Annotated in this window: 15 protein-coding genes; 11 read left to right on the forward strand and 4 right to left on the reverse strand. The window is 52.1% G+C overall.

Going from position 1 to position 12,856, the window contains the following annotated elements; genetic code table 11:
• Window positions 1-15: 15 nt before the first annotated feature.
• The 4 genes from mlaC to murA all read left to right on the forward strand — a co-directional run bounded on the left by mlaC (window position 16) and on the right by murA (window position 2,681).
• Complete coding sequence (gene mlaC / locus OGY83_RS18540) at window positions 16-651, forward strand: phospholipid-binding protein MlaC (RefSeq protein ID WP_003025047.1); 636 nt, start codon at window positions 16-18, stop codon at window positions 649-651.
• Window positions 651-944, forward strand: coding sequence for a lipid asymmetry maintenance protein MlaB (mlaB, locus tag OGY83_RS18545; protein WP_003025045.1), 294 nt, complete (start codon window positions 651-653; stop codon window positions 942-944). The genes mlaC and mlaB overlap by 1 nt, the downstream gene beginning before the upstream one ends.
• A 169-nt stretch (window positions 945-1,113) precedes the next feature.
• Window positions 1,114-1,368 carry a BolA family iron metabolism protein IbaG gene (ibaG, locus tag OGY83_RS18550; protein ID WP_003025040.1) on the forward strand — a complete coding sequence of 85 codons (255 nt, stop codon included), beginning with the start codon at window positions 1,114-1,116 and terminating at the stop codon, window positions 1,366-1,368.
• A gap of 53 nt (window positions 1,369-1,421) precedes the next feature.
• Window positions 1,422-2,681, forward strand: coding sequence for a UDP-N-acetylglucosamine 1-carboxyvinyltransferase (gene murA, locus OGY83_RS18555; protein ID WP_003828741.1), 1,260 nt, complete (start codon window positions 1,422-1,424; stop codon window positions 2,679-2,681).
• Window positions 2,682-2,737: 56 nt separating this feature from the next.
• On the opposite strand, the gene sfsB is transcribed toward murA, so the two are convergent.
• Together sfsB and ispB are read right to left on the reverse strand one after the other, a co-directional pair.
• On the reverse strand, window positions 2,738-3,022 hold the full coding sequence (sfsB, locus tag OGY83_RS18560; protein ID WP_079938265.1) for a DNA-binding transcriptional regulator SfsB: 285 nt from the start codon (window positions 3,020-3,022) through the stop codon (window positions 2,738-2,740).
• Window positions 3,023-3,243: 221 nt separating this feature from the next.
• The gene (gene ispB / locus OGY83_RS18565; RefSeq protein ID WP_286636597.1) at window positions 3,244-4,215 is read right to left on the reverse strand and encodes an octaprenyl diphosphate synthase; all 972 of its coding nucleotides are present in this window, start codon (window positions 4,213-4,215) and stop codon (window positions 3,244-3,246) included.
• A 258-nt stretch (window positions 4,216-4,473) separates the two neighbouring features.
• Here ispB and rplU point away from each other — a divergent pair, with 258 nt between their 5' ends.
• The 4 genes from rplU (at window position 4,474) to cgtA (ending at window position 7,343) form a co-directional block, all read left to right on the forward strand.
• Complete coding sequence (gene rplU / locus OGY83_RS18570; protein ID WP_003025032.1) at window positions 4,474-4,785, forward strand: 50S ribosomal protein L21; 312 nt, start codon at window positions 4,474-4,476, stop codon at window positions 4,783-4,785.
• 19 nt (window positions 4,786-4,804) lie between these two features.
• A complete protein-coding gene (gene rpmA, locus OGY83_RS18575; protein WP_003025030.1) occupies window positions 4,805-5,062 on the forward strand; it encodes a 50S ribosomal protein L27 in 258 nt (85 codons plus the stop codon).
• A gap of 127 nt (window positions 5,063-5,189) precedes the next feature.
• Entirely contained in the window at window positions 5,190-6,155 is a 966-nt protein-coding gene (locus OGY83_RS18580) for a DMT family transporter (protein ID WP_032945110.1), read from the forward strand.
• A 15-nt stretch (window positions 6,156-6,170) separates the two neighbouring features.
• Window positions 6,171-7,343 carry an Obg family GTPase CgtA gene (cgtA, locus tag OGY83_RS18585; RefSeq protein ID WP_003025024.1) on the forward strand — a complete coding sequence of 391 codons (1,173 nt, stop codon included), beginning with the start codon at window positions 6,171-6,173 and terminating at the stop codon, window positions 7,341-7,343.
• Between the two features lie 105 nt (window positions 7,344-7,448).
• On the opposite strand, the gene dacB is transcribed toward cgtA, so the two are convergent.
• Window positions 7,449-8,882, reverse strand: coding sequence for a serine-type D-Ala-D-Ala carboxypeptidase (gene dacB / locus OGY83_RS18590; protein WP_032945109.1), 1,434 nt, complete (start codon window positions 8,880-8,882; stop codon window positions 7,449-7,451).
• Window positions 8,883-9,130: 248 nt separating this feature from the next.
• Between dacB and greA the strand changes: the two genes are divergently transcribed.
• Window positions 9,131-9,607: a transcription elongation factor GreA gene (gene greA / locus OGY83_RS18595; RefSeq protein ID WP_003025019.1), complete on the forward strand. Its 477-nt coding sequence runs from the start codon at window positions 9,131-9,133 to the stop codon at window positions 9,605-9,607.
• 153 nt (window positions 9,608-9,760) lie between these two features.
• Here greA and yhbY read toward each other — a convergent pair whose 3' ends face one another.
• Window positions 9,761-10,054 carry a ribosome assembly RNA-binding protein YhbY gene (gene yhbY, locus OGY83_RS18600; RefSeq protein WP_003025016.1) on the reverse strand — a complete coding sequence of 98 codons (294 nt, stop codon included), beginning with the start codon at window positions 10,052-10,054 and terminating at the stop codon, window positions 9,761-9,763.
• 125 nt (window positions 10,055-10,179) lie between these two features.
• Here yhbY and rlmE point away from each other — a divergent pair, with 125 nt between their 5' ends.
• Window positions 10,180-10,809, forward strand: coding sequence for a 23S rRNA (uridine(2552)-2'-O)-methyltransferase RlmE (gene rlmE, locus OGY83_RS18605; protein WP_003025015.1), 630 nt, complete (start codon window positions 10,180-10,182; stop codon window positions 10,807-10,809).
• A gap of 99 nt (window positions 10,810-10,908) precedes the next feature.
• Window positions 10,909-12,843: an ATP-dependent zinc metalloprotease FtsH gene (gene ftsH, locus OGY83_RS18610; RefSeq protein WP_003025013.1), complete on the forward strand. Its 1,935-nt coding sequence runs from the start codon at window positions 10,909-10,911 to the stop codon at window positions 12,841-12,843.
• Window positions 12,844-12,856 lie beyond the last annotated feature (13 nt).

The raw sequence follows: 12,856 nt of genomic DNA on the forward strand, positions 1-12,856 counted from the left end.
CAGGAGAATCGACGTATGTTTAAACGATTGATGATGGTGGCTATGCTGGTGATTGCTCCACTTAGCGCGGCAACCGCAGCAGACCAGACTAACCCGTACAAACTGATGGATGAGGCGGCGCAGAAGACCTTTGACCGTCTGAAAAACGAGCAACCAAAAATCCGTTCCAACCCTGATTACCTGCGTCAGGTCGTCGATCAGGAACTGCTGCCTTATGTGCAGGTTAAGTATGCCGGTGCGCTGGTTCTGGGCCGTTACTACAAAGATGCGACTCCTGCCCAACGTGAAGCCTATTTTGCCGCATTCCGTGAATATCTGAAGCAGGCTTACGGCCAGGCCCTGGCGATGTACCACGGCCAGACCTATCAGATTGCCCCTGAACAGCCGCTGGGTGATGCGACCATCGTACCTATCCGCGTAACCATCATCGATCCAAACGGTCGTCCTCCGGTACGTCTGGATTTCCAGTGGCGTAAAAACTCCCAGACCGGTAACTGGCAGGCGTATGACATGATCGCCGAAGGCGTAAGTATGATCACCACCAAACAAAATGAGTGGAGCGACCTGCTGCGTACCAAAGGTATTGATGGCCTGACGGCGCAGCTGAAATCTATTTCTCAGCAGAAAATCACGCTGGAAGAGAAAAAATAATGACGCAGTCACTCACCTGGACGCGCGAAGGCGACAAGCTGGTGCTGGTGGGAGAGCTGGATCAGGACGTGTTAAATCCCTTATGGGATGCGCGAATTGAGGCGATGAAAGGGGTATCCTGCATCGACCTGAACCAGGTATCCCGGGTAGATACCGGCGGTCTGGCGTTACTGTTGCATCTGATTAATCAAGGCAAGCAGCAGGGAAATAGCGTTTCGCTCACTGGCGTTAACGATAAAGTGTACACGCTGGCGCAGCTTTACAATCTGCCTGACGACGTCCTTCCGCGTTAATTTTTCCAGGCCGGATAAGGTCTTGTGCCGCTATCCGGCAAACCCCCTGAGGGGGATCTGCTACTAAAGCCTTGTCTGATTTATCAGCGAGGCTTTTTGCTTATTTATGACAGCGCCACTTTGCTCTAAGATGTTGGGCTGTTTTCACTATCTGACGAATGAAGAGCCCATGGAAAATAATGAAATTCAGAGCGTGCTGATGAATGCACTCTCCCTCCAGGAAGTCCACGTTTCTGGCGACGGCAGTCACTTTCAGGTTATTGCCGTGGGTGAGATGTTTGAAGGCATGAGCCGGGTCAAGAAGCAGCAATCGGTCTATGGCCCGTTGATGGAGTACATTGCGGACAACCGCATTCATGCCGTGTCGATTAAGGCGTTTACCCCAGCGGAATGGGCGCGCGATCGCAAACTTAACGGTTTTTGAGCTACGGGTGATGTGCCGGTAGCGAAGATAAATTCTTAACAGAGAACAGAATAATGGATAAATTTCGTGTTCAGGGGCCAACCAAGCTCCAGGGCGAAGTCACAATTTCAGGCGCTAAAAATGCCGCACTGCCGATCCTGTTTGCGGCGCTGCTGGCTGAAGAACCTGTAGAGATCCAAAACGTCCCGAAACTGAAGGACGTTGACACCTCGATGAAGCTGCTGAGCCAGCTGGGTGCGAAAGTTGAGCGTAATGGTTCCGTGCACATTGATGCGCGTGATGTGAACGTCTTCTGTGCGCCGTACGATCTGGTGAAAACCATGCGTGCGTCCATCTGGGCGCTCGGGCCGCTGGTTGCCCGCTTTGGTCAGGGCCAGGTTTCACTGCCGGGCGGCTGCACCATCGGCGCGCGTCCGGTTGACCTGCACATTACCGGTCTGGAGCAGTTAGGCGCGACTATCAAGCTGGAAGAAGGCTATGTGAAGGCGTCCGTTGATGGCCGTCTGAAAGGCGCGCATATCGTCATGGACAAAGTGAGCGTCGGTGCGACGGTCACCATCATGTGCGCAGCAACGCTTGCCGAAGGCACCACCGTCATCGAAAACGCCGCGCGCGAGCCGGAGATTGTGGATACCGCGAACTTCCTGATTGCGCTGGGCGCGAAGATCACGGGTCAGGGCACCGACCGTATTACCATCGAAGGCGTTGAGCGTCTCGGCGGTGGTGTTTATCGCGTTCTGCCAGATCGTATCGAAACCGGTACCTTCCTGGTGGCGGCGGCAATTTCTCGTGGCAAAATTATCTGCCGTAATGCACAGCCGGACACGCTGGATGCTGTTCTGGCGAAGCTGCGTGATGCGGGTGCGGATATTGAAGTTGGTGATGATTGGATCAGCCTTGATATGCACGGTAAACGTCCGAAAGCGGTCAATGTGCGTACTGCACCGCATCCGGCGTTCCCTACCGATATGCAGGCTCAGTTCACGCTGCTGAACCTGGTGGCAGAAGGGACCGGCTTCATCACGGAAACCGTGTTTGAGAACCGCTTTATGCACGTGCCTGAGCTGAGCCGTATGGGCGCTCACGCAGAAATCGAAAGCAATACCGTGATTTGCCACGGCGTGGAAACGCTCTCTGGTGCACAGGTTATGGCGACGGATCTGCGTGCATCTGCAAGCCTGGTGCTGGCAGGGTGTATTGCTGAAGGTACGACGGTAGTCGACCGTATTTATCACATCGATCGCGGCTATGAGCGCATCGAGGATAAACTGCGTGCGCTGGGCGCAAATATTGAGCGTGTGAAAGGCGAGTAATCGTCAACGTCTCTTGTAACCCCCAGTTCAGTTGGCCGGGGGTTACAGTTCAATGTTCATTCCGGATTCTTTTTCTCTCTGCGACTCCTCATCATCCGCGTTCTGTCGATGAACTCATGCGTTTTGGCATCGTGATAGCGTGACGGCCAAATCACCCAAGGGTCAGTTCCCAGTGCCTGGGCGATAATCAGCTCACCTTTTGGCCATGGTCTCGTTAACGCATTTGCCAGCGTTGATGAACTCAATCCATTTTTACGTGATTCAGCGGCCATTGAGGTCCCTTTCTTGCGCAGTCCGGCGATGATGTCGGCCGGATGCCAGTCAATCAGTTTGCTTTCCATAAATTCATCTCTCCTTTGGTTAACGACTTACGGTTCCACGATCGGTTGTGGCGACACTATAACGCTCGAAGAACGAATGTTCTAAAATGTTCATGTAAAGTGTGTGCATATTCAGAATATGCCAAGGTTGTGTGAGTTTTTTTGGAGCGGAGGAAATATTTACTAGAACTTATAAGAAAATCCCGTGCAGGGCACGGGATGAGAGAGGATGCAGTAGGGAATTAACGGTCGCGCTGTACGGCGATATGTGCCAGACCAATCAGCGCTTCTCTCCACGGCGTATCAGGCAGCACCTGCAGCGCAGCGATAGCCTTATCAGCCTCTTCTTCTGCACGTTGGCGAGTCCACTCCAGGGAGCCACAGGCGTTCATTGCTTCCAGAACCGGCTCCAGAAGGTGACGACCATTACCTTGCTCAATGGCGCGGCGGATCATTTGCGCTTGTTCTGGGGTGCCGTGGCGCATGGCATGCAGCAGTGGCAGCGTTGGTTTACCCTCGTTGAGGTCATCACCGACGTTTTTACCCAGCTGCTCGCCATCTGCGCTGTAATCCAGCAAATCGTCAATTAACTGGAAAGCGGTACCGAGATAACGGCCATAATCCTGCAACCCTTTTTCTTGTTCTTCGCTACAGCCAGCCAGAATGCCTGAACATTGGGCTGCCGCTTCAAACAAACGCGCGGTCTTACTGTAGATGACGCGCATATAGTTTTCTTCGGTGATGTCCGGGTCGTTGACGTTCATCAACTGCAAGACTTCACCTTCGGCGATGACATTGACTGCTTTCGACATGACTTCCAGCACTTTCAACGAGCCAAGGCTGGTCATCATCTGAAATGCGCGGGTATAGATAAAATCGCCAACCAGCACGCTGGCCGCATTACCAAACGCCGCATTTGCCGTAGCTTTCCCTCGGCGCATGTCTGACTCATCCACAACATCGTCGTGCAGCAGGGTCGCTGTGTGGATAAACTCGATGAGGGCCGCAATCGTAACGTGCGCATTTTCCTGGTAACCAACGGCACGCGCTGCGAGGACGGCGATCATTGGGCGAATGCGTTTTCCGCCGCCGCTAACGATGTAGTACCCCAGTTGATTGATCAACTGAACGTCGGAATTGAGCTGTTCAAGGATTGTTGCATTGACCCCCGCCATATCTTGCGCGGTTAACTCATTGATTTTTTCTAAATTCATCGCAAAAGCCGGGCTTCTCGCCCCGATTACCTTACTGTGTGGGAAGGTAACGTCGGGTTTAGGGTTATAAATATATGCTGATTGTACTGAAAAAACGCCGTAGATAAACGTTACCGTACGTGTTGTGTTTTTTTTCTTCATGTATTGACGGTAGCACTTGTCAAAGGCTCGCGTTTTGCGTAATATTCGCGCCCTATTGTGAATATTTATAGCGCACTCTGAATCATCAAAAAGGTGTGCGCGGAAGCGGAGTTTTTTATGTACGCGGTTTTCCAAAGTGGTGGTAAACAACACCGAGTAAGCGAAGGTCAGACCGTTCGCCTGGAAAAGCTGGACATCGCAACTGGCGAATCTGTTGAATTCGCAGAAGTTCTGATGATCGCAAACGGTGAAGAAGTCAAAATCGGCGTTCCTTTCGTTGATGGCGGCGTTATCAAAGCTGAAGTCGTTGCTCACGGTCGTGGCGAGAAAGTTAAAATTGTTAAGTTTCGTCGTCGTAAACACTACCGTAAGCAGCAGGGCCATCGTCAGTGGTTCACTGATGTGAAAATCACTGGCATCAGCGCTTAAGTTAAGGGGAGCAGATTAAATGGCACATAAAAAGGCTGGCGGCTCGACTCGTAACGGTCGCGATTCAGAAGCTAAACGTCTGGGCGTAAAACGCTTCGGCGGTGAAACAGTTCTGGCTGGTAGCATCATCGTTCGTCAACGTGGTACTAAATTCCACGCTGGTTCCAACGTTGGTTGCGGCAAAGACCACACTCTGTTTGCTAAAGCAGACGGTAAAGTGAAATTTGAAGTGAAAGGCCCGAAAAACCGTAAATTCATCAGCATCGTTGCTGAATAAGTTTTTCGCGTCCCGGTAACGGATAAAAGCCCCGCAACACGTTGCGGGGCTTTTTACATTCGACGGCCGGTAAATACGCTCGTCGCGCCGTGACAACCCGGAAACGAGCCCTTGCAGGGAATACGGCATGAAGCAGCAGGCAGGCATTGGTATTCTGTTAGCACTCACAACGGCAGTATGTTGGGGCGCTTTGCCAATAGCAATGAAGCAAGTGCTGGAGGTGATGGAGCCTCCTACCGTGGTGTTCTACCGTTTTTTAATGGCAAGCGTTGGCCTTGGCGCTATTCTTGCGGTTAAAAAAAAGCTCCCTCCGTTGCGTATTTTTCGCAAAGCGCGTTGGCTGGTGTTGCTGGCTATCGCAACCGGTGGGTTGTTCGGTAACTTCATTCTGTTTAGTTCATCCTTGCAGTATTTGAGCCCAACGGCTTCGCAGGTTATCGGTCAGCTGTCACCGGTTGGTATGATGATTGCCAGCGTCTTTATCCTGAAAGAAAAGATGCGCGGCACGCAGGTGATTGGCGCCATTATGCTTCTGAGCGGCCTGGTCCTGTTTTTTAATACCAGTCTGATCGAAATTTTTACCCGACTCACCGATTACACCTGGGGCGTTATCTTTGGTGTCGGTGCGGCGATGGTCTGGGTGAGCTATGGGGTCGCGCAAAAGGTGTTATTGCGCCGCCTGGCATCACCGCAGATCCTGTTTTTACTGTACACTTTATGTACGATTGCGTTGTTGCCGCTGGCTAAACCCGGTGTCATCACGCAACTCAGCGACTGGCAGCTGGCATGCCTGGTATTCTGCGGCCTGAATACGCTGGTAGGATATGGCGCTCTCGCGGAAGCGATGGCGCGTTGGCAGGCGGCGCAGGTGAGCGCTCTTATCACGCTCACACCGCTGTTTACGTTGTTATTTTCAGATTTATTATCACTGGCCTGGCCCGATTTCTTCGCCAGACCGATGCTAAACCTATTAGGTTATCTCGGTGCGTTTATCGTGGTTGCGGGCGCGATGTATTCCGCCATTGGTCATCGAATTTGGGGCGGTTTACGTAAGCATGAAACGGTGGTTTCGCAACCCCGCTCAGGCGAATGATTTACGGAGAGTAAAATGAAGTTTGTTGATGAAGCATCGATTCTGGTCGTTGCAGGTGATGGCGGTAATGGTTGCGTCAGCTTCCGCCGCGAAAAGTACATCCCAAAAGGCGGTCCGGACGGTGGTGATGGTGGTGACGGTGGTGACGTTTGGCTGGAAGCCGACGAAAACCTGAACACGCTGATCGATTACCGTTTTGAAAAATCATTCCGTGCGGAACGTGGTCAGAATGGCGCGAGCCGTGATTGCACCGGCAAGCGTGGTAAAGACGTTACGATTAAAGTACCTGTTGGTACGCGTGTTATCGATCAGGGCACTGGCGAAACCATGGGCGACATGACCAAACACGGTCAGCGTCTGATGGTCGCTAAAGGCGGCTGGCACGGTCTGGGCAACACCCGTTTCAAATCCTCGGTTAACCGTACTCCGCGTCAGAAAACAATGGGTACGCCGGGTGATAAGCGCGATCTAATGCTGGAGCTGATGCTGTTGGCGGACGTGGGTATGCTGGGCATGCCAAACGCCGGGAAATCGACGTTTATCCGTGCGGTGTCCGCGGCGAAGCCGAAAGTCGCTGATTATCCGTTTACCACCCTGGTGCCGAGCCTGGGCGTGGTGCGTATGGACAACGAAAAGAGCTTCGTGGTTGCCGACATTCCGGGACTGATTGAAGGCGCGGCTGAAGGCGCAGGCCTGGGTATCCGCTTCCTGAAACACCTGGAACGTTGCCGTGTACTGCTTCACCTCATCGATATCGATCCGATTGATGGCTCTGATCCAGTTGAAAACGCCCGTATCATTATTGGCGAACTGGAAAAATACAGTCAGGATCTGGCATCTAAACCGCGTTGGTTAGTGTTCAACAAAATTGATTTGATGGACAAGGCTGAAGCGGAAGAGAAAGCGAAAGCGATCGCTGAAGCGTTGGGTTGGGAAGGTAAATATTACCTGATCTCTGCCGCCAGCCAGCTGGGCGTGAAAGATCTCTGCTGGGATGTGATGACCTTTATCATCGAGAACCCGATTGTTCAGGCTGAAGAAGCGAAACAGCCAGAGAAAGTTGAGTTCATGTGGGATGATTATCACCGCCAGCAGCTCGCTGAAGTCGAAGACGAAGCGGAAGATGACTGGGATGACGATTGGGACGAGGAAGACGACGAAGGCGTCGAGTTCATCTACAAGCGTTAATCGCAATAAAAATCCCGGCCATGTTGCCGGGGTTTTTGTTTCCTGGTATCTCTGTAGGCCGGATAAGGCACGTTAATGCCGCCATCCGGCAATCAAATTACCCATCTAGTTGTTCTGATAAATATCCTTGTACAACCGGCTCTCGAAGCGCACCAACGGAATACGGCGATTACGCTGGTCAGCCGGCTCAACCGCATACCCAGATAAATACTGCACGAATGCCATGCGTTGGCCGCTGGCCGTGGTAATGAAACCTGCAAGGTTATAGACCCCCTGCAGCGAGCCTGTCTTCGCCGATACTTTGCCATCCACACCAGCCTGATGCAGACCCGCACGGTATTGCAGGGAGCCGTCGTGGCCGGCCAGCGGCAGCATAGTGATAAAGTTCAGCTCGTTATCGTGTTGAGCGATGTATTGCAGCACCTGCATCATGGTCGCAGGGGCAATCAGGTTATGGCGGGAGAGGCCAGAACCGTCGGCAATAATGGTGTTGCCGATATCAACACCCGCTTGCTGACGCAAAATCTGGCGCACGGCATCGGAACCCGCCCGCCAGGTGCCCGGCACGTTAAATCGGGCATGACCAATCATACGGAAAACGGTATCGGCAATCATGTTGTCCGATTTTTTCAGCATAATCTTAAGCAGGTCATGCAGCGGCGCCGACTGCTTACTGGCGACCACCGTTCCCGGTTCGTTGACCAGCGTCTGGCGCAGCAGCGTACCGCTGTAGGTTATACCTGCTTGTTTTAGCTCATCTTTGATAATTGCCCCGGCATAGCTGGCACCGTCCTGAATGGCGAACGCCAGCGGCAGCGGATCGGCACGTTGTGGCAGACATCCGGTCAGCGTATAGCGGTTGAGATCGCCGGGAACCACATCCAGTTCACAATATTGCGCTTCCGCAGAACCTCGGGCGAGAGTACGCACCTGGCTGAACATGGTGACCGGGTAATAAGATGCCACGCGAATAAAGGCGAGATCGTTGGGTTTTTGCGCGCTGTAGAGTGAAACCGAGAAACAGTTTCTATCGACAATAGCCGCTGCGGGCGGTGCGCTAAAACACTGCGTCATGTCGTTCCAGGGCCAACCGGGCGCTTTATCATGACTGGCAAAAATAGAGGTGTCGATCAGGACATTTCCGGCAATTTGCGTCACACCTGATTTTTTCAGGGTTGCCACCATATTGCGAATATCCTGGCGTTTTAGCGTCGGATCGGCACCAAATCGTGCCACTAAGTCACCTTTCAATACGCCACCTTCCACGCTGCCTTTAGTCTCAAGCGTGGTGGTAAAACGAAAGTCAGGCCCGAGCTGAATCAATGCCGCCAGCGCGGTGATTACTTTCTGGGTACTGGCCGGCAGCGCCATCTGCTGGCTATGAAAATCAATAGCGGGTGCAGGTGCGCCAACCTTCTGTACCATAAGGGCGAGGTTGGCCCCGGCAGGGAGCTGATTGATATACTCGTCGACGTTCGCAGCCTGAACGCTGAACGCTATACTGGCAGTCAATCCGATGGTAAATCTGGAAAATCGCATAATCTCGCGCTAACAACCTGGAAACAGGCCGTCATACTACGGCGCAACGCCCCAAAAAGTAAACGATGACCCATAAGGAACTCCAGGGTAAAATGATCATCAAATAGAGAATTGTAGCTGACCTGGGACCTTGAGCCCCGGGTCGGTATTTTTTTGCTTCTGACTCTGGCATGACACACGCCAGGGTGGGCTTAGCAGCCGGGGTGAGAGCAACTACCCCCTACAGGAATGTTCAAGAGGTATAACAAATGCAAGCTATCCCGATGACCTTACGTGGTGCTGAAAAACTGCGCGAAGAGCTGGATTTTCTGAAATCTGTGCGCCGTCCTGAAATTATTGCCGCTATCGCTGAAGCGCGTGAGCACGGTGACCTGAAAGAGAACGCGGAATATCATGCGGCGCGCGAACAGCAGGGTTTCTGCGAAGGACGCATTAAAGATATCGAAGCTAAACTGTCCAACGCGCAGGTAATCGACGTTACTAAAATGCCGAACAATGGTCGCGTTGTTTTCGGTGCGACGGTTACCGTTCTGAATCTCGATAACGACGAAGAGCAGACCTGGCGTATTGTCGGCGATGATGAAGCCGATTTTAAACAGAACCTGATTTCAGTGAACTCGCCTATCGCTCGTGGCCTGATCGGTAAAGAGCAGGATGACGTCGTGGTTATTAAAACGCCGGGCGGCGAAGTGGAATATGAAGTGACGAAGGTAGAATACCTGTAATTCGCATCTTGGTTAAGATGTTGATACATTGTAAAGAAAGGAAAAAGGCCGCATAGCGGCCTTTTATCAACGAAGAGAGCGTGGCATTTTGCTCTCCTGCTAGCGGAAAACCCCGCGTTTTACACAAACTTCGTGTGCAACTTTGGGATATTCTTAGCGTGGCAGCGAGATTTTACGTTCTTTAGTCGGGCGATACAGTACCAGCGTTTTGCCGATGACCTGTACATTGCAGGCGCCGGTTTCGCGTACGATAGCTTCCACGATCAAGGTTTTAGTATCGCGATCTTCCGAGGCGATTTTCACCTTGATAAGTTCATGGTGCTCTAACGCTTGTTCAATCTCGGCCAGTACCCCTTCGGTCAAACCATTGTTGCCAAGCATAACTACAGGCTTGAGCGGATGTGCCAGACCTTTCAGGTGCTGTTTTTGTTTAGTACTCAGATTCATCGTATATTTTTGCTTACGTTGGGATTGAAAACGGGTCATTCTACCGCCATCTCCCATATATCACCAAATAGCTGTGTAGAAATTTACACCATTGGTTACGATGAACTGCCCTTTGGGAATGTGAAATGACAGGTAAAAAGCGTTCTGCCAGCTCGAGTCGCTGGCTTCAGGAACACTTTAGCGATAAATATGTTCAACAGGCGCAGAAAAAGGGGTTACGTTCCCGTGCCTGGTTTAAACTTGATGAAATACAGCAAAGTGACAAAATTTTTAAACCGGGGATGACGATAGTTGATCTCGGTGCTGCACCCGGTGGCTGGTCGCAATATGCAGTTACGCAGATCGGCAACACTGGCCGCATTATCGCTTGCGATCTTTTACCTATGGATCCAATCGTTGGTGTGGACTTCCTTCAGGGCGACTTTCGTGATGAATTAGTCCTGAAAGCGTTACTTGAACGCGTAGGTGACAGTAAAGTACAAGTTGTCATGTCTGATATGGCGCCAAATATGTGTGGAACACCGGCGGTGGATATTCCCCGGGCCATGTATCTGGTAGAGCTGGCGCTTGGAATGGCTCGTGATGTATTAGCGCCAGGTGGTAGTTTTGTAGTGAAGGTGTTCCAGGGCGAAGGCTTCGATGAGTATCTAAGAGAGATTCGCTCCCTGTTTACGAAGGTCAAAGTTCGTAAGCCGGACTCTTCTCGCGCCCGTTCGCGTGAAGTGTATATTGTAGCGACCGGGCGTAAACCATAACCGGCAGATTTCAAACGAAAGTTTGAAAGAAACTGGATATAGAGTATCCTGACGCTGTTTTTAACACAGTTGTAATATGAGGTTAATCCCTTGAGTGACATGGCGAAAAACCTAATTCTCTGGCTGGTCATTGCCGTTGTGCTGATGTCAGTATTCCAGAGCTTTGGGCCCAGCGAGTCTAATGGCCGTAAGGTTGATTACTCTACCTTCCTGCAAGAGGTCAATCAGGACCAGGTTCGTGAAGCGAAGATCAACGGACGTGAGATTAACGTTACCAAGAAAGATAGTAACCGTTACACGACCTACATCCCGGTTAACGATCCGAAGCTGCTTGATAACCTGCTGACCAAAAACGTCAAGGTTGTTGGCGAACCGCCTGAAGAGCCAAGCCTGCTGGCTTCTATCTTCATTTCCTGGTTCCCAATGCTGCTGTTGATTGGTGTCTGGATCTTCTTCATGCGTCAGATGCAGGGCGGTGGTGGCAAAGGTGCCATGTCGTTCGGCAAGAGCAAAGCGCGCATGCTGACGGAAGATCAGATCAAAACGACTTTTGCTGACGTTGCGGGTTGTGACGAAGCAAAAGAAGAAGTCGCTGAGCTGGTTGAGTATCTGCGCGAACCGAGCCGTTTCCAGAAACTGGGCGGTAAAATCCCGAAAGGCGTCCTGATGGTCGGTCCTCCGGGTACGGGTAAAACCCTGCTGGCGAAAGCTATCGCAGGTGAAGCGAAGGTTCCATTCTTCACAATTTCCGGTTCTGATTTCGTGGAAATGTTCGTGGGTGTCGGTGCATCTCGTGTGCGTGACATGTTCGAACAAGCCAAGAAAGCGGCACCGTGCATCATCTTCATCGATGAAATCGACGCCGTAGGCCGCCAGCGTGGCGCAGGTCTGGGCGGTGGTCACGATGAACGTGAACAGACGCTGAACCAGATGCTGGTTGAGATGGACGGCTTCGAAGGTAACGAAGGTATTATCGTTATCGCAGCAACTAACCGTCCAGACGTTCTTGACCCTGCGCTGCTGCGTCCAGGCCGTTTCGACCGTCAGGTTGTGGTTGGTCTGCCAGACGTTCGCGGTCGTGAACAGATCCTGAAAGTGCATATGCGTCGCGTACCGCTGTCTCCGGATATCGATGCGGCAATCATTGCACGTGGTACGCCTGGCTTCTCCGGTGCGGACCTCGCGAACCTGGTGAACGAAGCGGCACTGTTTGCTGCTCGTGGCAACAAGCGCGTAGTGTCGATGGTTGAGTTCGAAAAAGCGAAAGACAAAATCATGATGGGTGCGGAACGTCGCTCCATGGTGATGACGGAAGCGCAGAAAGAATCTACCGCGTATCACGAAGCTGGCCACGCGATTATCGGTCGCCTGGTACCGGAACACGATCCGGTGCACAAAGTAACGATTATCCCGCGCGGTCGTGCGCTGGGTGTGACCTTCTTCCTGCCTGAAGGCGACGCAATCAGCGCCAGCCGTCAGAAACTGGAAAGTCAGATCTCCACACTGTACGGTGGCCGTCTGGCGGAAGAGATCATCTACGGTGCTGAACATGTTTCTACCGGTGCGTCGAACGACATTAAAGTCGCGACTAACCTGGCGCGTAACATGGTTACTCAGTGGGGCTTCTCCGATAAACTCGGTCCGTTGCTGTACGCTGAAGAAGAAGGCGAAGTGTTCCTGGGACGTTCTGTAGCGAAAGCGAAACACATGTCCGATGAAACCGCTCGCATTATCGATCAGGAAGTTAAACTGCTGATTGAGCGTAACTATGACCGTGCACGTCGTTTGCTGAACGAAAACATGGACATTCTGCACTCGATGAAAGATGCGCTCATGAAATATGAGACTATCGATGCGCCGCAGATTGATGATCTGATGGCTCGCCGCGATGTGCGTCCGCCAGCGGGTTGGGAAGAACCGGGTTCTTCTAATAACAACTCTGGCAGCACCGGCAAGCCAAGTGCACCGCGTCCGGTTGATGAACCGCGTGCGCCGGACTCTGGCACTATGTCAGAGCAACTGGGCGACAAATAAGTTATCGTTGATG

This window comes from Citrobacter sp. Cpo090 (assembly GCF_030332665.1).
Taxonomy (GTDB): Bacteria; Pseudomonadota; Gammaproteobacteria; order Enterobacterales; family Enterobacteriaceae; genus Citrobacter; species Citrobacter portucalensis.

Bases quoted from the DNA above. Each gene is read 5' to 3' on its own strand.
- ftsH (WP_003025013.1), top strand. From the start codon at position 10,909: ATGGCGAAAAACCTAATTCTCTGGCTGGTCATTGCCGTTGTGCTGATG.
- rlmE (WP_003025015.1), top strand. From the start codon at position 10,180: ATGACAGGTAAAAAGCGTTCTGCCAGCTCGAGTCGCTGGCTTCAGGAA.
- mlaC (WP_003025047.1), top strand. From the start codon at position 16: ATGTTTAAACGATTGATGATGGTGGCTATGCTGGTGATTGCTCCACTT.
- mlaB (WP_003025045.1), top strand. From the start codon at position 651: ATGACGCAGTCACTCACCTGGACGCGCGAAGGCGACAAGCTGGTGCTG.
- rpmA (WP_003025030.1), top strand. From the start codon at position 4,805: ATGGCACATAAAAAGGCTGGCGGCTCGACTCGTAACGGTCGCGATTCA.
- dacB (WP_032945109.1), bottom strand. From the start codon at position 8,882: ATGCGATTTTCCAGATTTACCATCGGATTGACTGCCAGTATAGCGTTC.
- ibaG (WP_003025040.1), top strand. From the start codon at position 1,114: ATGGAAAATAATGAAATTCAGAGCGTGCTGATGAATGCACTCTCCCTC.
- OGY83_RS18580 (WP_032945110.1), top strand. From the start codon at position 5,190: ATGAAGCAGCAGGCAGGCATTGGTATTCTGTTAGCACTCACAACGGCA.
- murA (WP_003828741.1), top strand. From the start codon at position 1,422: ATGGATAAATTTCGTGTTCAGGGGCCAACCAAGCTCCAGGGCGAAGTC.
- yhbY (WP_003025016.1), bottom strand. From the start codon at position 10,054: ATGAATCTGAGTACTAAACAAAAACAGCACCTGAAAGGTCTGGCACAT.
- cgtA (WP_003025024.1), top strand. From the start codon at position 6,171: ATGAAGTTTGTTGATGAAGCATCGATTCTGGTCGTTGCAGGTGATGGC.
- sfsB (WP_079938265.1), bottom strand. From the start codon at position 3,022: ATGGAAAGCAAACTGATTGACTGGCATCCGGCCGACATCATCGCCGGA.
- greA (WP_003025019.1), top strand. From the start codon at position 9,131: ATGCAAGCTATCCCGATGACCTTACGTGGTGCTGAAAAACTGCGCGAA.
- ispB (WP_286636597.1), bottom strand. From the start codon at position 4,215: ATGAATTTAGAAAAAATCAATGAGTTAACCGCGCAAGATATGGCGGGG.
- rplU (WP_003025032.1), top strand. From the start codon at position 4,474: ATGTACGCGGTTTTCCAAAGTGGTGGTAAACAACACCGAGTAAGCGAA.